Annotated in this window: 11 protein-coding genes and 2 pseudogenes; 5 read left to right on the top strand and 8 right to left on the bottom strand. The window is 64.9% G+C overall.

What is annotated here, in order from left to right:
* Positions 1-807: pseudogene (locus tag H8A95_RS33345) on the bottom strand (YhdP family protein); the annotation flags it as partial.
* 226 nt (positions 808-1033) lie between these two features.
* Here H8A95_RS33345 and H8A95_RS33340 point away from each other — a divergent pair.
* Both H8A95_RS33340 and H8A95_RS33335 read left to right on the top strand, forming a co-directional pair.
* The gene (locus tag H8A95_RS33340) at positions 1034-1759 is read left to right on the top strand and encodes a peroxiredoxin (RefSeq protein WP_229187039.1); all 726 of its coding nucleotides are present in this window, start codon (positions 1034-1036) and stop codon (positions 1757-1759) included.
* Positions 1760-1858: 99 nt separating this feature from the next.
* The gene (locus H8A95_RS33335; protein WP_229187038.1) at positions 1859-3208 is read left to right on the top strand and encodes a M23 family metallopeptidase; all 1350 of its coding nucleotides are present in this window, start codon (positions 1859-1861) and stop codon (positions 3206-3208) included.
* 92 nt (positions 3209-3300) lie between these two features.
* Here H8A95_RS33335 and H8A95_RS33330 read toward each other — a convergent pair.
* Positions 3301-4175: pseudogene (locus H8A95_RS33330) on the bottom strand (DUF6502 family protein).
* A 97-nt stretch (positions 4176-4272) separates the two neighbouring features.
* On the opposite strand from H8A95_RS33330, the gene H8A95_RS33325 reads away from it, so the two are divergent.
* Complete coding sequence (locus H8A95_RS33325) at positions 4273-4668, top strand: hypothetical protein (protein WP_420839495.1); 396 nt, start codon at positions 4273-4275, stop codon at positions 4666-4668.
* 259 nt (positions 4669-4927) lie between these two features.
* Here H8A95_RS33325 and H8A95_RS33320 read toward each other — a convergent pair whose 3' ends face one another.
* On the bottom strand, positions 4928-6163 hold the full coding sequence (locus H8A95_RS33320) for an ABC transporter substrate-binding protein (RefSeq protein WP_229187037.1): 1236 nt from the start codon (positions 6161-6163) through the stop codon (positions 4928-4930).
* Between the two features lie 250 nt (positions 6164-6413).
* On the opposite strand from H8A95_RS33320, the gene H8A95_RS33315 reads away from it, so the two are divergent.
* Positions 6414-8477: a carbamoyltransferase C-terminal domain-containing protein gene (locus H8A95_RS33315; protein WP_229187036.1), complete on the top strand. Its 2064-nt coding sequence runs from the start codon at positions 6414-6416 to the stop codon at positions 8475-8477.
* Here H8A95_RS33315 and H8A95_RS33310 read toward each other — a convergent pair.
* The 5 genes from H8A95_RS33310 to H8A95_RS33290 form a co-directional block, all read right to left on the bottom strand.
* Positions 8437-9372, bottom strand: a complete 936-nt coding sequence (locus tag H8A95_RS33310) for a DMT family transporter (protein WP_229187035.1) — start codon at positions 9370-9372, stop codon at positions 8437-8439. The genes H8A95_RS33315 and H8A95_RS33310 overlap by 41 nt on opposite strands.
* Positions 9373-9456: 84 nt before the next feature.
* Positions 9457-10326, bottom strand: a complete 870-nt coding sequence (locus H8A95_RS33305) for an NAD(P)-dependent oxidoreductase (protein WP_229187034.1) — start codon at positions 10324-10326, stop codon at positions 9457-9459.
* A 3-nt stretch (positions 10327-10329) separates the two neighbouring features.
* Positions 10330-11461, bottom strand: a protein-coding gene (gene prfB, locus H8A95_RS33300) for a peptide chain release factor 2 (RefSeq protein ID WP_229187033.1) whose coding sequence is annotated in 2 segments (ribosomal slippage) — positions 10330-11391 and positions 11393-11461 — 1131 coding nt in all. Because the reading frame shifts where the segments join, the coding sequence is not laid out codon by codon here.
* Positions 11462-11662: 201 nt separating this feature from the next.
* Positions 11663-14161 carry a penicillin-binding protein 1A gene (locus H8A95_RS33295; RefSeq protein WP_229187032.1) on the bottom strand — a complete coding sequence of 833 codons (2499 nt, stop codon included), beginning with the start codon at positions 14159-14161 and terminating at the stop codon, positions 11663-11665.
* 265 nt (positions 14162-14426) lie between these two features.
* Entirely contained in the window at positions 14427-15782 is a 1356-nt protein-coding gene (locus H8A95_RS33290; RefSeq protein WP_229187031.1) for an N-acetylmuramoyl-L-alanine amidase, read from the bottom strand.
* 706 nt (positions 15783-16488) lie between these two features.
* Between H8A95_RS33290 and H8A95_RS33285 the strand changes: the two genes are divergently transcribed.
* On the top strand, positions 16489-18977 hold a 2489-nt coding region (locus tag H8A95_RS33285), incomplete at its 3' end, for an Rne/Rng family ribonuclease (protein ID WP_229187030.1).

Raw genomic sequence — 18977 nt, 5'->3', positions numbered from 1 at the left:
CTCGGAGGCGGCGGGCGGCGAAGTAACCGGCGGCGGTGCGGCAGGCCCCGGACGCGGGAATGTCGGCGGCATCCCCGCCTCCCGCTTGGAGGCAACGCCGGTGGCAAGCGGCTTTGCGGTGTCGCCCGCGGACACGGTGACATTGCCGTCCGGCGTGATGCGCACTGACAGTTCCGCATCGACCAGATTGAGGCTCTCCGCCCGCAGTTGCCCCATCAGGAGCGCCGTTCCGGACAACCGCACTTCGGCTTTCGGCGCGCTTGCAACGACCGCGTGGTCGCGGTCGCGGACGATGATGTCGCGGATACGCACCGCGATCCTGACGCGGCCGGCGCGCTCGATCTGCGTTCCGCCGACCTCGACCGTGTTGCCGTGGCCGATATTTTCCTCGATCGCCGCGGCAAGCCAAGGCGTCGCCAGATCGAGATTGATCGGACCGGCGCCGAGCCGCCACCACAGCGCGCCGAAGCAGGTCGCGAACATCACGACCAGCACCACGAGGACCAATCCGATGCGACGGATCCAGCGCTCGCCGTTCAGCCAGCGCTGCATGCCCGAGCAGAAATCCGTGAAACGATGCAGGTTGGTGTTGGAACGCGACAGCAATTGCCGCGCACGGTTGCCCGCCGCCTCATCCTGCTCGTCCCACGCGGCGTCGTCTTCCCGTTGCGAGAAGTCAGCCCCGGCGCGCGGATTTGGACCCTGCGGCGACCTGTTCCTTGCCATTGCCTCTCGGTGCTGACGGCGAAGCTGATCGCCGTCATCGGGGCGCCCGTCGATTCGTATCGAGCGCTCCCGTGTCGGCATCGCCGCCTATCCTCGCCTATTCATGTTACTCGCCGATGGCCCCCAAAACGGACCAAACCAACCAATCAAACGCCAATTCAGCAAGCGGACGGGTAACGCGTCGAATTCCTTGTCACCATACTCCGTGGCCATCAAACTTGCCCAGCGGCCGATGCGAATCCAGCCGCTGCGATGAGACCGCAATACCCCAATGGTTGAGCGTCGGAAAGCGACGAAAGGAAGGCGTATGTCCAAGAAAACGCGCAAGAAATCCTCCAACACAACCGGAAAGCGGGTCGCAACGAAGGTTGCGCGCGCCGCAAGCGCAAGCACTGGGAAGTCCGCGACGAAAACCCGCACAACGGTTGCGAAGAAGGCAGCCGCCAAGAAAGCGACTAAGCCAACAAAGACCAAGCCCGCAGCGGGTGTTCGAGGAAAAGCCTCGCACAAGGCTGCATCGAAACCGTTAAAGCCGGAGCCGGCCGCGACCGTGACCAGATCATCCGCCGTCACACTTGCCGAAGGCGCTGCGGCGCCTCACTTCAACCTGCCGCGCGACGGCGGCGGCAGCGTCTCGCTGGCCGATTTTGCCGGCAAGAAGCTGGTGCTGTTCTTCTACCCGCGCGCCGACACCCCCGGCTGCACCAGGGAGGCAATCGACTTCACCCGGCTCAAGGGTGAGTTCGCCGCGCACGGGACCGAGGTGGTCGGCATATCGGCCGATACGGTTAAGGCGCAGGAGTCATTTCGAAACAAACACCAGCTGGCGGTGCCGCTGGCCTCGGACCCGGCCCACAAGATGCTGGAAGCGTATGGCGCCTGGGGCGAAAAATCCATGTATGGCAGGACCTTCATGGGAATTATTCGCACCACGGTTCTGGTCGATCCTAGTGGAAAAGTCGCCCGGATCTGGCGCCACGTGAAGGTCGACGGCCATGCCGAAGCGGTATTGGAGGCCGCCCGCGCGCTCTGACGGAGGGGTTCCGTTTCCTGAAAATTAACCATGGCGGGCTCAAATCGGCCCCGCAAATTAGCCGTACGGAGCTTGGTCCGACCGGCTGCGGGAGTACCGATGTCGAGCCGGTCCGGTCATCACCAGAAACACCATCATCCGCAGGACCATGGCCGGTCACCGGCGCGCCGTCCCGCCGCCCATCACGCCGCGGCGGCGGTTGAGGCCTCCGGCGAAGGCTATACGCTGGTCCATGCCGGCAAGCAGGTCCGGATCGGACCGGTCGTGTTCTGGATCGCGGTCGGCACCGTCGTCCTGCTCGGCATGTGGTCGGCGGCGACCGCGACCTATTTCGCGTTCCGTGACGACGTCCTGACCCGGCTGATCGCACGTCAGGCCGAGATGCAATACGCCTATGAGGACCGCATCTCGGAGCTGCGCGCCAAGGTCGACCGCACCACCAGCCGCCAGCTGCTCGACCAGGAGCAGTTCGACCAGAAGCTCGACCAGATCATGAAGCGGCAGTCGACGCTGGAATCGCGCGCCACTGCGCTTGGTGCGATGCCCGATGCCACCTCTACCGGATCGATCAAGCCGCAGGGCCGCGCCGAGGCGGCGCCGTCTTCCGGCTCATTGAAGCCCTCCCCGATCAGCGACACCGTGATCTTCGTGGCACCGCCGGATCGCGAGGCGCGGCTGGAATCGCGCGCACCGCTGATTGCCAAGGCGCAGCCGAACCAGTTCGCCAAGGCCCAGGGTGTCGACAATGTGCTGGTCCGCCTGCAGACCTCGCTTGACCAGGTCGAGCGGCGCCAGGTCGCTGCGCTCTCCTCGGTCGAGGACGGCATCGAATCGCGGGTGCGCCGGATGCGCGGCGTGATCTCCGATCTCGGCCTCAACATGGCGCAGCTCGAAGCCGCGACGCCGCGCTCGGGCATGGGCGGACCGTTCGTGCCGGTGAAGCTTACGTCCGACGCCGGCGCGTTCGAGCGCCAGCTCTACCGCATCAACATCAACCGTGCGCAGATGCAGCGGCTGAACCAGACGCTGGCGCTGGTGCCCTATCGCAAGCCGGTGGTCGGCGAGGTCGAATTCACCAGCGGCTTCGGTGTCCGCAGCGATCCCTTCCTCGGCCGTCCGGCGATGCACACCGGGCTCGACTTCCGCGCCGCGCAAGGCGATCCGGTGCGCGTCACCGCCAACGGCAAGGTGGTGTCGGCGGGCTGGGCAGGCGGCTACGGCCGCATGGTCGAAGTCGATCACGGCAACGGCCTCTCGACCCGCTACGGCCATCTCTCCGAGATCGGCGTCAAGGTCGGCGAAACCGTTAAGATCGGCCAGGTGATCGGCGCCGTCGGTTCGACCGGCCGCTCCACCGGCCCGCATCTGCATTACGAAACCCGCATCGACGGCGAAGCGGTCGACCCGCAGAAATTCCTCCGCGCCGGCGTCCGGCTCAGCGCGGGCTAGCTCAATCGCACAACGATGGATCTGAACATCGGCGCAAGCGGTCTCGCTTGCGCCGATCAGCAGTGCGCGGCGCGAGATGAGCGGCGGCCGCTTCATGATACGCCGCCTTCGTCGGCATCATCGTCGACGGGGCCGTCCGGACCCTCGCGATAGATGTAAATGCCGAAATTCCAGCGATGGTCGCCGCCCTTGTCCTTGGCCAAGGCGCGGTTGGCCTCACGGTTGGCGACCTTCAGCGCCTCCATCGCGAGTTCGCGCGAGCGCCCCTCAAGCCGCTTGGCGAGCTTGGCCGACAGCCCGTCATAATGCACCGCGCGCTCGAGGAAGCGCGGCGTGGCCGAGGACACGTTGAGCTCGGCGGCCGCGACATGGTCGTGCAAATTGCGTCCGAGATAATGCCATTTGCGGTCGTCGTCGCCATGCGGGACGAAGGCCTCCTCGACCAGCATGATCTCGTCGTCGTCATTGATGGTGACGAGCTTGCGGTCGAGCCATTCGTCGAGCACCGCGCGCGGCCGCACGTCCTTGGTGATCGATTCGACCAGCGTCTCGAACGACGGCGCGCGTCATCCGCGGTGCGCGGCAGCTGCAGCGGAACGCCCTTGGCGTCGGTGAATTCGGGCGCGGCCAGCCAGCGCGCGATGATCGCGCTGGTGCGCGACAGCGTCGCCGGCACCGCATTGACCGGCGCGCCGGCGCCGCGCAGCCGCGCCACCTCCTTGCGGTGGATGCCGGTCAACAGGCTGACGCGGCTGTCGGTCTGCTCCTTGCCTTCGAGCGCGAAGTCGCGTTCAGCGACATTGACATAGAGCTCGCGCAGCAGCTGGGTCAGCGCCGGAAATGTCATGCCGCCGCGAATGCAAAGCCGGACCAGCGGACGCAGCATCCGCGCCAAGGGCGCGTGCAGCGCCGCTGCGGCGATCGGCGCAGTCGATCCCGGCTTCGACTTGGGGGCCTTGGCATTCATGCCTAACTTTAGCCGTCCGCCGCGTGGGATACAATCCCACCTCCTTTGATGTGTGACATTTTCCACTTATGGGAAAGTTACCTCCGGACACACGCGCTTGCGGGCGCTGGTGCACGGGTTCGGGCACGGCACCGGCTCGATCAAGCACATGTTCGTGCAAGACGCAGTTGGACAAACCGGTTTGCAGGCCGAGGTGATCAACTACCCGCACAACCAGACCCTCAATGTCGCGATCCAGTGGGGTCTCCTGGGCATCCTGCTGCTCTACGCGATGTGGACCAGCCACGTCAGGCTGTTCGGAGGCCGCGATCTCGCGACATGGATCGGGCTCGCCGTCGTCGTGCAGAACATCACGAGCTCGCTGCTCAATTCGCATTTGTCCGATTTTCACGAGGGCTGGATCTACGTGATCGGCGTCGCCGGCGGCATGGCACTCCGCGCCCGCCGGCCGGAGAAGGTCCTGACGGGCTCCGCCGCGGCACGCCGGGAGTGACGGCAGGGACGCGGATGTTTGATTCACCACCGGCGCAACAGACCCGGTGTCGTCCCGGGCAAGCGACTTGTCCGCCGTAGCTCAACGAGCGAAGGTGGAAGCGCGACCCGGGACCCATAACCACAAATGCCCATTGGCTTGCAAAGCCGAGGCCGGAGTTCGTTCCAACAACAGGCGCCCTGTGGTTATGGGTCCCGGCTTTCGCCGGGACGACGGAAGTGTTTGCGGCAGCGAATAGCGCCTTTGTGGTGATCGCTCCCTACCTCGTCGCCTCGTGCCCGACCTCGCCGGTGATCACATCCCCGAACAGCTCCCACGCATCGCCGTTGAAGCGCATCAGCTGCATCTGCTCGATCGGAAAATAATCGTCCGGGGAGGTGTTGACCATGACACCCGGCAGCATCAGGTCGGAGTGGAAGTTCTTCAGATTGGCCGCCTGCTTCATCACGTTTTCGCGCGTGAGATTGTCGCCGCATTGCTTCAAGACCTGCACCATCGCCTCGGCCTGCACGTAGCCGTAGACGTTGTTGAAGTTGGCCTTGTCGCCTTCCGGATAATATTTGTCCATGAACTCGCGCCATTTCACGACGGCAGGATCCTTGTCCCAGGTCGGATCGGTTGGATCCTTCAGGTATTGCGTCGAGATGATGCCCTTGGCGTATTCGAGCCCTGCCGGCTTCAACACCGAGGCAACCGTCGTCGCGGTATTCGCGAGGAAGAATTTCGGCTTCCAGCCGAGCTCGCCGACCTTGCGGATCGCCTGCGCGGATCCTTTCGGCGCCGCCCAGGAAAAGAAGATATCGGCGCCGGAATCGTGCAGCGCGACGATCTGCGAATCGATCGAGGGATCGGACACCTCGTAGGACTTGTCGGCGATGATCATGTTGACCTTGTCGCCGAGCCCGTCCTTCAGGCCCTTGAACTGATCCTTGCCGGCGTCATCATTCTGCCAGAACACCGCGATCTTGCTGTCGGGGAATTTGTCGCGAATGTATTTCGCGTAGATGCGCCCTTCGCTCTGGTAGTTGGGCTGAAAGCCCATGGTCCAGGGAAAGTTCTTGGGGTCGCCGAATTTGGTGCCGCCGGAGGCGACGAACAATTGTGGCACCTTCTTGGCATTCATGTACTTCATGATTGCCGAATTGGACGGCGTGCCGAGCGCCTGGAAAATCAACAGCACCTCGTCGCTTTCGACCAGCTTGCGCGCCTGCTCGATCGCCTTCGGCGGCGAATAGGCATCGTCGTAGCTGATGAAGTTGATCTTGCGGCCGTTGATTCCGCCCTGCTCGTTGATCATCTTGAAGAACGCGGCTTCGGTCTTGCCGATCACGCCGTAGGACGATGCCGGCCCGCTATACGGCATGATGTTGCCGATCTTGACTTCGGTGTCGGTCGCGCCGGGATCGTATTTCTTCTGCGCATACGCCGAAGTCGCAATCAGTGCCGCACTTGCGAACGCCGCGATTGCGCCAATATATCCAGAACGAGCCCGCATCGTTTTCTCCCGATTATTGTCGTTGGTTTTGATGGCAAGTCTCGCAAGGGACGAACAGGCTGGCAAGCGCCGGGTTTTTCCGTTGGGCGAAACGGCATTGTTGCCTGGCGCTAATTATGATTGAAGGTCGATCTGGGGATCACGAGTCGAGGCGTTCTGATTGCGTAAACCGGACATTCGTACCGGTCCGAGGCATCCGCGTTTTGCGGCCGCGGGCTATGAGATCACACGCCGCCTCAGTGAACGTGCGATGGCGAAGCTCGGCCTGCACAAGGCCAATGGCGAGGTCGCGCAACGCACGATCGCTTCGATCCGCGACAAGCTGCAGCGTGGCGAGACCGTCTACATCGCAGGCCTCGCCTGCCCCGGCACGCACAACACCGGCGTTGCACTGGTCGAGGTCACCCAGAAGAACGGCCCGCGCCTGATCGTCAACAACGAGGAAGAGCGCTTTTCCGGAGACAAACACACCAACGAGTTTCCGCAATACGCGCTCGACGACATGCGCAAGGTGTTGCAGGGGATGGGCCGCGATATCGGCGACATCGCAGCCTTCGTCACGACGTGGGACTATCCGGCGCTGATGGCGTTGCTGATCCGCACCTCGTTCGAGGAAGCGCCGGCCAGTCTCAAATTGCTGAACGCACCGATCGCGCCCGCGATCAACCTGCGACAGATGGACCAGGTGCGGCGCATCTCGCGCAGGCTCGGGAAGATGTACGGGCTCGGCGAGCAGCTGCCGCTGATCTGCATGCCGCATCACGACAATCACGCCTGGTACTCCTTCACGGCATCGCCATTCGCCGAGGTGCGCGAACGCGTTGCGATCGCGGTGCTCGACGGCACCGGCGACATCGGCTCGATCTCGCTCTATGTCGCCGAGGACGGCGAGATGAAGCAGCTCTATTGCAACGAGAGCCTGTTCGATTCGCTCGGTGCCTTCTACACGGTGATCTCGTCGAGCCAGGGCGGCTGGACCTGGCTCTCCAGCGAAGGCCGCTACATGGGCGCCGCCGCCTGGGGCGACATGAACCGCGCCACCAATCCTTATTATTCGCGTTTGAAGGCAGTGCTGCAGCTCAGGCCCAATGGCAGCGTGCTGCTCAATCGCGCGATGGCCAATTGGTACGCCGACCCCGCCGGCAATCCCTATCATCAGCCGCTGATCGATATCCTGGGCACGCCGCTGCGGCCCGACCAGCTCTGGAATCCCGACGCCGTCTTGCGCGTCGAGGACATCAATCACCGCCCCGACACTAAGGACCGCGTCGACAAGGCGGCCGCGACGCAACTGGTGTTCGAGGACGCGATGATCCATGTCATCGATCATCTTTTGCGCATCACCGGCACCGACCGCCTGGTGCTGACCGGCGGCGTTGCGCTGAACGCGCTCGGCAACATGCGGCTGCTGGAGCATTTCGACGAGGCGTGGTTCGAACGCGCACAGCAGCGCAAGACGCGGCTGCATATGTGGGTGCCGCCGGTGCCCGGCGATCCCGGCGTGCCGATCGGCGCCGCCTGGCTGTTCGCGCATATGGCGGGTGCGCCGCGCGGCGCGGCGCTGTCGCACGCATTCTATTGCGGCCTGCCGCCGTCAAACGCCGACATTACCGCGGCGCTGCGAGCCGACGACATCGCCTCGACCGCGATCGGCAATGTGGCGACTTCAGAGGGGCGCGATGCGATCGCGGACCTGATGGCCAGCATGGTGGCGCAAGGCGGCGTAATCGCGATCTACCAAGGCGCGGCCGAGACCGGCCCGCGTGCGCTCGGCCACCGCTCGATCCTCGCCAATCCCTGCGATCCCAAGGTCCGCGAGCGGCTCAACGAACGCGTCAAGTATCGCGAGGCGATCCGGCCGCTGGCGCCGATGGCGACGCTGCAAGCCGCGCGCGATTATTTCGAGCTGGAAGACGGCGCCTCCGACGACGACTACAACGCCTACAACTACATGGTGCTGACCGCACATTCGAAGCCGGAGGCGCGCGAGAAGATTCCGGCCGTGGTGCATGCCGACGGCACCGGCCGCATCCAGATCGTGCGCGAGGCGGACGATCCCCTCACCTACGCCTATCTGAAGGCGCTCGGCCGCCACATCGGCGTCGAGATGTCGGTCAACACCTCGTTCAACGTCGCGGGTCCCATCGCGCAGACGCCGGCGCAGGCGATGGACACGCTGCGCCGTTCCAGAGGGCTCGATGCCGTGGTGCTGGTCGCCGATGACAGCACCGCCTATGCCGCCTGGCACGGCGGCGAGCGCGACAGCGGACGCTTTACCGGATGGTATGCGGCGTGGAAGCAGGCGCGCCGCTGAACCAGCTCAGCACGCGCCCGTCGATCAGGAGCAGCGCGCTCGCGATCACCAGCGCGCCGATCACCTCGCGCAGTGCGATCGGCTCGCCGAGCACGAGATATCCGAGCAGCATCGCGGTAACCGGAATCAGCAGCGTCACCAGCATCACATTGGTCGCGCCGGAGCGCTGCAGGATCTGAAAGAACACGATGTAGGCCAGCGCCGTCGACAGCGCCGCAAGCCCGAGCACGGCAAGCCACGTCGTCGCGTGCGGCATCGGCAACAGCCACGGCCGATCGACGACGGCGGCGATGGGGGCCATCAGCACCGCCGAGGCGATCATCTGGAACGTCGCCGTCCCCAGCGGCGGCACGCGCTGCGGCAGCCGCCGCCCGACCAGCGCCGCGATGCCGTAGCTGAAGGCGCCCGCAAGGCATAGCAGGATGCCGATGCCCTGCTTGCTCTCAAAACCAAGCGCATCGCCGTGCAGGATCGCAACCCCGATCAGACCGACCACCACGCCCGCCACGCGGCGCGCCTGCAGCTTCTCCTCGCCGGCCGCCGCCATCACGATCACCGCAAACAGCGGTGTCGTCGCATTGAGGATCGAGGCGAGCCCGCTCGGAACATAGGTCTGCCCGAACACGATCAACGAGAACGGCAGCACATTGTTGAACAGCCCCATCGCGGCGAATGGCGCCCAGCCCGACAGGCCGCGGGGGAATTCGATCTTCCGGGCCCGCAGCAGCGGCAGCAGGATGATCGTGCCCAAGGTCACGCGCAGCAGCACCAGCGTCAGCGGCGGCAATTCGCGCAGGATCACGCCGTTGAAGAAGAACGAGCCGCCCCAGAGTACCGACAACAGAGCGAGCAGCCCCCAGTCGCGGCTATCAATGCGATTGTCGGCGGAAGGCATGTCGGGCACTCACTTGCACTCGCACAACTGACTAGCGCGCGCCCGCGAATATTCCCACCCGACTTCCGTGAATGGCGGCTCTGCCTATTTCGGCCGCGACACGATCTCGATCATCTGGCCCTCGTCTGAATCGGGCGCGTGGGTCTTCGCCTTGTCGTAGGCGGTGAGCGCGGCGCGGCTCACGGGCACGCCGGGCAGCAGCGTTTCGGCGAGCCGCACGGCGTAGTCGGCGTCCTTGTGACGCAACGCCGCGGTGAAGGACGCGCCGGAGAAGTTGCGGTCGATCATCCGCTTGCTGTGGCGGATCACCTGCGGGCTTGCCACCGCGCCGGTCGCGAGCGCCTCGGCTACGAGCTGCATGTCGAGGCCGGCCTGCTCGGCAATCGCCACGCCCTCGGCAAGGCTTGCGATCTGCACCGCGCCGATCAAATTGTTGATCAGCTTGAATACGGTGCCGGTGCCGACCGCGCCGAAATGACGGATCGTGCTGCCGATCGGGGCCAGGAACGGCCGTGCCTTATCGAGATCGGCCGCGGCAGCGCCCACCAGCAGCGTCAGCTTGCCGGCGGCGGCGGCCTCCGGCAGGCCGGTGACCGGGCAATCGATGTAGATCAGGCCGCGGCTCTGCAGCTCGCGCGCCATATCGAGCGTGTGCTGATACGAGACCGTGGAGCATTCGATCGCGAGCGTGCCGGCCTTCATGGTGGCGGCGGCGCCGTCCCGGGTCAGCCAGACCGCGCGCGATGCCTCGTCGTCGGCGACCATGGTCATGACGGCATCGGCATCGATCGCGGCGTCCTCCGGCGAGGTCGCCCACAGCGCGCCGCGCGCGATCAAATCCTCGGCCTTGGCCTTGCTCCGGTTCCATACCGCGACGGTGAAACCGGCATCGAGATAACGGCCGGCCATGCCGTGGCCCATGCGTCCCAATCCGATGAATGCGACGCGCGGCATGGGCTAATCCACATCCTCGACGGAGCCGGGCCCGGTGCCGAAGGCACGCTGCGCCAGCGTCGCCGCCATGAATTCATCGAGATCGCCGTCGAGCACCCCGGAGGTGTCGGAGGTCTGCACACCGGTGCGCAAATCCTTCACCATCTGGTAGGGCTGCAGCACGTAGGAGCGGATCTGGTGACCCCAGCCGATCTCGGTCTTGGCGGCCTGATCGGCGGCGGCCTGCTCCTCGCGCTTCTTCAGCTCCATCTCATAAAGCCGCGCGCGCAGCATGTCCCAGGCCTGTGCGCGATTCTTGTGCTGGGAGCGGCCGGCCTGGCAGACCACCGCGATGCCGGTCGGAATGTGCGTCAGGCGCACCGCCGACTCGGTCTTGTTGACGTGCTGACCACCGGCGCCGCCCGACCGCATGGTGTCGGTGCGAACGTCGGACTCCTTGATCTCGATCTTGATCGAGTCGTCGATCACGGGGAAAATCTGCACCGACGAAAACGACGTGTGCCGCCGCGCGTTGGAGTCGAACGGCGAGATACGCACCAGGCGATGCACGCCGGCCTCGGTCTTCAGCCAGCCATAGGCATTGTGGCCGGAGATCTGGATGGTGGCGGACTTGATGCCGGCCTCTTCGCCCTGGGATTCTTCGAGGAACTCGATCTTGAAGCCGTGCTTCTCCGCCCAGCGCGTGTACATGCGCAGCAGCATCTGGGCCCAGTCCTGGCTCTCGGTGCCGCCGGCACCGGCATGCACCTCGAGATAGGAATCGAACTTGTCGGCCTCGCCCGAGAGCAACGCTTCCAGCTCGCGCCGTGCGACCTCCTTCTTGAGATCCTTGAGCGCCTTCTCGGCCTCGGTGACCACACCGGCATCGTTCTCGGCCTCGCCGAGCTCGATCATGCCGACCTGCTCCTCGAGCTCGCGCTCGACCTTGCCGATTCCGGAGAGCGCATCCTCCAGCGAGGTGCGCTCCTGCATCAGCCGCTGGGCCTTCTGGGGATCGTTCCAGAGATTGGAGTCTTCAGCGAGCTTGTTCAGCTCAGCGAGGCGTGCCGTCGATTGATCGACGTCAAAGATGCCTCCTCAGCAGCCCGACTGACTGCTTGATCTCTTCAACAAGGCGTTCGATTTCCGCGCGCATGGTCTTTCAGGTGTTGGCAAAAAGGTTCCGGGGGATGTAGCGACCGGCGCGGCAAAGCGCAATCGGCTTGGCCGCACTATCCCGGCGATTTGGACATACTGGCGGCTAGAGCTATTCCGTTCCGATCGGACCGGAGCTCCAGGCGTTTGTTTTGACGCGTTTTCTTCACGCGAACCAGGATCCGCTTCGCTTGAAAACGCTCTAGTACAACCCCCCGGTTCCCGGACGCATGAAGAAGCCGCCGTCGGGCTGCTGTCCGCCACTCTGCGACGGCTGGGGTTGGGGCGCGCGGCCGTCGGCATCGGCGACACCGATGACCGAGTAATTGTCGGGCGGCGCGGTGCCCGGCTTGAACGCTTCGAGGATGGTGTTACCGCCGTCGCCGGGGCCGGCACGCATGCCGGTCTTGGCATCGACGCGGATCAGCTTGATGCCGGCCGGAACCTTGAACGGCGTCGGCGGCTTGTCGGCCAGCGCGAGCTTGAGGAAGTCGCGCGCGATCGGCGCGGCCACGTGCCCGCCGGTCGCGGTGCGGCCGAGATTACGCGGCTTGTCGTAGCCCATATAGACGCCGACCGCGAGATCCGGCGAGAAGCCGACGAACCAGACGTCCTTCTCATCGTTGGTGGTGCCGGTCTTGCCGGCGATCGGCTTGCCGACCTCCTTCACGACGGTCGCGGTGCCGCGCTGGACCACACCTTCCATCATCTCGGTGATCTGGTAGGCGGTCATCGGATCGAGCACCTGCTCGCGGCGGTCGACGAGCTGCGGCTCCGGCTGGCTCTTCCAGCCTCCGGGGGCATCGCAGCCGCGGCAGTCGCGGGTGTCGTGCTTGAAGATGGTATGGCCGTAGCGGTCCTGGATGCGATCGATCAAGGTCGGCTTCACCCGGCGGCCGCCATTGGCGAACATCGAATAGGCCGTGACCATGCGCATGACCGTGGTTTCGCCGGCGCCCAGCGCATAGGACAGATAGTTCGGCAATTCGTCATAGACGCCGAAGCGTTTTGCATACTCACCGACCAAGGGCATGCCGATGTCCTGCGCGAGGCGCACCGTCACGGTGTTGAGCGAGCGCTGCAACGCGTTGCGCAGCGTGGTCGGGCCGTAATATTTGCCGGTCGAATAATTCTCCGGTCGCCACACGCCGGCGCCCTGCCCCTGATCGATCTCGATCGGCGCGTCGATCACCGTGGTCGACGGCGTATAGCCGTTGTCCAGCGCCGACGAGTAGACGATCGGCTTGAACGACGAGCCGGGCTGCCGGTAGGCCTGCGTCGCGCGATTGAACTGGCTCTGGTCGAAAGAGAAGCCGCCGACCATCGCGAGCACGCGGCCGGTCCACGGATCCATCGCCACCATGGCGCCGGAGACTTCAGGCAATTGCCGCAGGCGATACTGGCCTTCGACCGCAGCGCCGTCCTTGGTCACCAGCGGATCGGCATAGATCACGTCGCCCGGCTGCAGCACCTGCGAGACCGCGGTCGGCGCCTTGCCCTTGGACTTGGCCCAACGCACGCCATCGATCGTGATGATGCCGGTCTGCCGCTCCTTGCTGACGGCGCCGCCGAGCTCGCGGCCTGGCTGGAAGCCGATCCGCGCCGACTGATCGCTGGTCTCCAGCACCACCGCCATCCGCCATGGCGAGATGTCGGAGAGCGATTTGACGTCGGCAAGCTTGACGCCCCAGTCGCCGGAAACGTCGAGCTTGTGAACCGGCCCACGCCAGCCCTGCGCCTCGTCGTAATTGACGAGACCGGCGACCATGGTCTTGCGCGCCATCACCTGGATCTTCGGATCCAGCGTGGTGCGCACCGACAGGCCGCCCTCGTACAGCTTCTTTTCTCCGTAGCGCTCAAAGATGTCGCGGCGAACTTCCTCGGCGAAATATTCGCCGGCGAAGATATGCGCGCCGTTGGAGCGGCTGGTGACGTTGAGCGGATCCTTGCGCGCCTTGTCGGCGTCGGCCTGCTTGATCCAGCCGTTCTCCAGCAGACGGTCGATCACGTAGTTGCGGCGCTCGATCGCGCGATCACGGTTGCGCACCGGATGCAGCGCGGCCGGCGCCTTCGGTAGCGAAGCCAGATACGATGCTTCGGCAATCGTCAGCTCGTTGACCGACTTGTCGAAGTAGACCAGCGACGCCGCCGCGATGCCGTAGGCACCGAGCCCGAGATAGATTTCGTTGAGGTAGAGTTCGAGGATGCGGTCCTTGGAGTAGGCGCGCTCGATACGCATCGCCAGCAAGGCTTCCTTGATCTTGCGGGCGAACGAGACTTCGTTGGTCAGCAGGAAGTTCTTCGCGACCTGCTGGGTGATGGTCGAGGCACCCTGCGGGCGGCGGTTGGAGCCGTAGTTCTGAGCGTACAGGATCGCAGCACGCGCCATGCCCTGATAGTCGATGCCGCCGTGCTCGTAGAAGTTCTTGTCCTCGGCCGCGAGGAACGCGTTGATCACGAGCTTCGGTACGGCCTGGATCGGCAGATAGAGCCGACGCTCCTTGGAATATTCGCCGAGCAGCGCGCCGTCGGCGGCATGCACGCGGGTCATCACCGGCGGCTCATAGTCCTGCAGCTGCGAGTAGTCGGGCAGATCCTTGGAGAAATGCCAGATGGCGCCGGCGACGGCTGCGACACCGACCAGGAACACAACGGTTCCGGCGGCGAACAAGAAACCCATAAACCGCACGAGCAGGCGCATTATCGACGTTCCGTTCCTACCCTCCGGCGCTCAGTCGTCAGAAGCGCCTGTCCAAAAGTGCGACAGCTCACATAACGAAGCCTCACACAATGAGGCCTCTCCATCGAAGCTTGGGCCCAGCGAGCCACCCAGCGCACACGAATATACAAGAGCCGCCGGACAATGTGGTCGATTCTGCGAACCTGCGGTCCATTCTCTATACCGTCGCCGCTGTGGCCAAACTAGGGCTTCGGCGCAACGACTGCGGCTTTTCAGGCGGGCAATTTCACTTTGCCGGTCCGGCAGTTGCCAGCCGTTTGGCAAAGAACGTGTCGATCGCCTGGACCATCGAGCCGACGGCCTTGTTCCGCCAGTTCTCGGAGACCAGGTGCTCGAGATCGCCCTTATTGGAGACGTAGCCGATCTCGACCAGCACGGACGGCACGTCGGGCGCCTTCAACACCCGGAAGCCGGCCGATTTGAGCGGATGCTTGTGCATCCGCACCGTGGACTTCATCTCGTCCATCAGGAGACGGGCGAAGCGGTTGGAGAAGGTCTTGGTTTCGCGCTGCGCGAGGTCGATCAGGATGTCGGCGACATCCGTCGGCTCATCGGTCAGGTTCACGCCGGCGATGGCGTCGGCCTTGTTTTCCGCTTCGGCCAGCCGCTCGGCCTCGGCGTCGGAAGCCTTGTCCGACACCGTGTAGATCGTGGCGCCCTGGGCATCGCCCTCGCGACGCGGCAGAGCGTCGGCATGGATCGAGACGAACAGCGCCGCCGATTGGGTGCGAGCGATCTTCACCCGGTCATTGAGCGGGATGAAGGTATCGTCGGACCGGGTCATGACCACTCGGTATTTGCCGGATTTCTCGATCCGGTCGCGCAGCGCGAGGCCGAAGCCGAGCACCAGGTTCTTCTCGGTCTGGTCGCCGGATTGGGTGCCATTGTCGATGCCGCCGTGACCGGGATCGATCACGATCAGCGGTCGCGGGTCGGCGGTCGTAACCGGCGGCAACGCCGCGGTCGTGACGGCCGGAATGGTCGCGGTGGTGGGGTCGGAGATCGCTGGCTTCAGTTCGGGACGGCTCTCCGGCGCAAGCGACTGCACGAAGGCCGTGCGGTCAATCTGCTCGAAGTCCAGCACCAGCCGCGGCGGCTGGCCATTGGCGGCGTCGAGCACGTAGGAATTGGCGATCTTCACCGCGCCGGTCAGGTCGAACACGATTCTGGAGCCGCCCGGCATCACGAGCCCGTAGCGGAACGCCTTCACCAGTCCCCGCCCCGCCGAGCCGGTACCGGTCGCGAGCTGGAAATTGACCTGCGGGATGTCGACCACGACCCGGTAGGGGTCGGCCAGCGGGAATGCGCGAAACTCGATCTTCCGGTCGAGGTCGAGGATGAATCGGGTCTGCTTGTCGTCACCGGCGAGCCTGGCGCCGGATGCGATCGGGAAATCCGGGGCACTTGCAGTCGCGGCACTGGCGGCCGGGGCACTGGCGGCCGGGGCATTGGCGGCCGGGGTCGATTGGCCGCCTTGCGGTCCCTCGGCGGCACTCGGGGCGCCGGCGACCGCAAACACCGATGCTGCGGCGCACAACAGCCCGCAGCTCAGAAAAACAAGGTGTTTTGCGCGGTTCTCCACCCCGATTCGGAGCCTCCCAGCTGCTTCTTACCGCATTAGAACCACACGGTTAATCGCACCCTAATGACGCCCGGGCGAAAAGAACCGAGTGTTGCGGCGGCGTGACGCTTCCCTTGCACGCGGCGGTCAATCCACGTATGTACGGGGTGCTGACGGCTAATACTCCCGGTTGTGTCGCGTTCAGCCTCTTGGTGCAGCGGTGGAACCTTCTACGTCGAAGATCCCGCCGTGTTTTTCCGGTCCCTCCCCAGCCAGCGCCGCGCGCGGCTGACACGGAGTGGCGGATTCAAGCCCGAGCGGCGTCCGGTCCCAGGCACACTCCCTCGCCAGAGGGACGGTTTGAGACACGGCATAACCGATTATCCGGTCCCTTGGGGCCTCGATATGCGATGGCCGGCAGGCGTTTCGGCGCCAGGCGGGGCTTTCAGCGAAAGATACGGCGGTATTTCTCGCCGCCAACATGTTTAGACGGGCCGACGCTTAATGCGCCAGACTGTGTTGCCGACCTGGATCCCCCGAATGATCGCGCTGACGCGAGGTGAAAACTTCGCCCGTCGCATCATCCCGGTGAGTTCCCGTCCGGCGCTGCGCCGCGAGACGCGTTTTGGCCTTCCCCTCACCCCCGAATCAGGTGGACCGTCGCGTCACCGGGCGGCGCAGCTTGCGCGCGCCATGATCCGCGCCCGCCGCCGTCAAGAGTTCCAAAATGCCCAACAAGATGTTGATCGATGCCACCCACCCGGAAGAGACCCGGGTCGTTGTGGTCCGCGGCAATCGCGTCGAAGAGTTTGATTTCGAGACCGCCCAGCGCAAGCAACTGCGCGGCAACATTTACCTCGCCAAGGTCACGCGCGTAGAGCCGTCACTGCAGGCTGCCTTCATCGAGTATGGCGGCAACCGGCACGGCTTCCTCGCCTTCAGCGAAATCCATCCCGACTATTACCAGATCCCGGTCGCCGACCGTCAGGCGCTGATCGAAGCCGACGAGCGCGCCCATCGCGAGGCCGAGGAAGAGCACGAGAACCGCGGCCATCGCCGCCGGTCGCGCCATCGCAATGCCCGTCGCCGCGGCCATGGCGACCGCGTCCAGAGCGAGGTGGTCGAGGGCGCAGGTAACGCGCAGGCGCTGCCCGCCGTCGAGGGTCATGAACACCCCGTCGACGCCGAGCATCATGACCATGATGCCGGGTATCACGACCATGGTGTGGTCGCCCACGAAGGTCACGAGCATGAGGCGCATGAGCATGCGCATCACGATGACCATGAGCATCATGACCATGGTCACGACGTTCACGGGCACGATGATCATGGCCACGATGATCACGATCATGACCACCACGACCATGATCATACCCACGAACACGACCACGTCCCTGCCGTAAGCGGAGCGCAGGCCGCCGACACCGCGTCCGACCCCGTCGTTGCGGTGGTCGAAGCCTCCGTCGCGTCAGCGGTGCCGGAGATCGTCGAGACCGGCGAGATCAATCATGAGCCCGAGCGGGCCCATGAGGAACAGGTCGAGGAAAACGCCGCGCATGCCGACGACGCGCCGCATGTGGCTGCCGACGAAGTCCACGCCGCGGCCGATGAGCACGCCGTCGCCGACTATGCAACGCTTGCGGACGAAGCCGCGCCCGAGGCTCGGCACGGCGACGATGCCGGCGAAGACGATGACGAGGATGACGGCGAGGAAGGCGAGGAAGAGGATGTCGTCGAGTCCGTCGGCGGCGACGATGTGCTCGAGGAGGTTCCGGAGCGCGCGTTCCGCCCCCGTCGCCAGTACAAGATCCAGGAAGTGATCAAGCGCCGGCAGGTGATGCTGGTGCAGGTCGTCAAGGAAGAGCGCGGCAACAAGGGCGCCGCGCTGACCACCTATCTGTCGCTCGCCGGCCGTTACGCGGTGCTGATGCCCAACACCGCCCGTGGCGGCGGCATCAGCCGCAAGATCACCTCGGCCCAGGACCGTTCGCGGCTGAAGGAAGTGGTGCAGGATCTCGACGTGCCCGAGGGCATGGGGATCATCCTGCGCACCGCCGGCGCCTCCCGCAGCAAGCCGGAGATCAAGCGCGACTTCGAATACCTGATCCGGATGTGGGAGACGGTGCGCGACCTGACGCTGAAGTCGCAGGCGCCGACCCTGGTCTACGAGGAAGGTTCGCTGATCAAGCGTTCGCTGCGCGACCTCTACAACAAGGAGATCGACGAGATTCAGGTGGCGGGCGAAGCCGGCTATCGCGAAGCGCGCGACTTCATGAAGATGCTGATGCCGGCCAATGTGCGCGCGGTGAAGCAATATCGCGACGGCCAGCCGCTGTTCTCGCGCATGGGCGTCGAAAGCCAGCTCGACGCGATGTTCTCGCCGACCGTACAACTGCGCTCCGGCGGCTACATCGTGATCAACCAGACCGAGGCGCTGGTCTCGATCGACGTCAACTCCGGTCGCGCCACGCGCGAGCACCATATCGAGGACACCGCGCTCAAGACCAATCTGGAAGCCGCGGAAGAAGTTGCGCGTCAATTGCGTCTGCGTGACCTCGCGGGCCTGATCGTCATCGACTTCATCGACATGGACGAGAAGCGCAACAACCGCGCGGTCGAGCGCAAGCTGTCGGACTGCCTGCGCCAGGACCGTGCGCGGATCCAGGTCGGCCGCATCTCGCATTTCGGTCTGCTGGAGATGTCGCGCCAGCGCATCCGCGCCAGCATGCTGGATAGTTCGACGGAGCCCTGCCCGCAATGCGGCGGCTCGGGCCACGTCCGCTCGGTCTCGTCGGTGGCACTACAACTGCTGCGCGGCATCGAGGAAATCCTGATGAAGGGCGCGACCCACAATCTCGTGGTCCGTACCCGCACCGACGTCGCGCTCTATGTGCTCAATCACAAGCGCGGCCATCTGCGCGACCTCGAAGACGCCTTCAAGGTATCGCTGGCGGTCGCCGCGGATGCCACCGTAAGCGCCCAGCAGTCCTACATTATCGACCGCGGCGAGCAGGTGCATACGCTCGAGGCCGCCAAGGCGCTGTTGGTGGCCCAGGCTGCCGCCTCGCCGCCGCAGGTCGACGAAGCCGACGACGAGGAAGAACTGTTCGAATACGAAGCCGAGGTCGAGACCGACGAGACCGAAGGTCTCGCCGACGACCGGGCGGCCGGCGAAGAAGCGAGCGCCGCCGAGGGCGACGGCGACGGTCAGCGCCG

Origin of the sequence: Bradyrhizobium oropedii, assembly GCF_020889685.1 — a bacterium.
Taxonomy (GTDB): domain Bacteria; phylum Pseudomonadota; class Alphaproteobacteria; order Rhizobiales; family Xanthobacteraceae; genus Bradyrhizobium; species Bradyrhizobium oropedii.
This window is presented reverse-complemented; position numbering and strand designations above follow the sequence as displayed.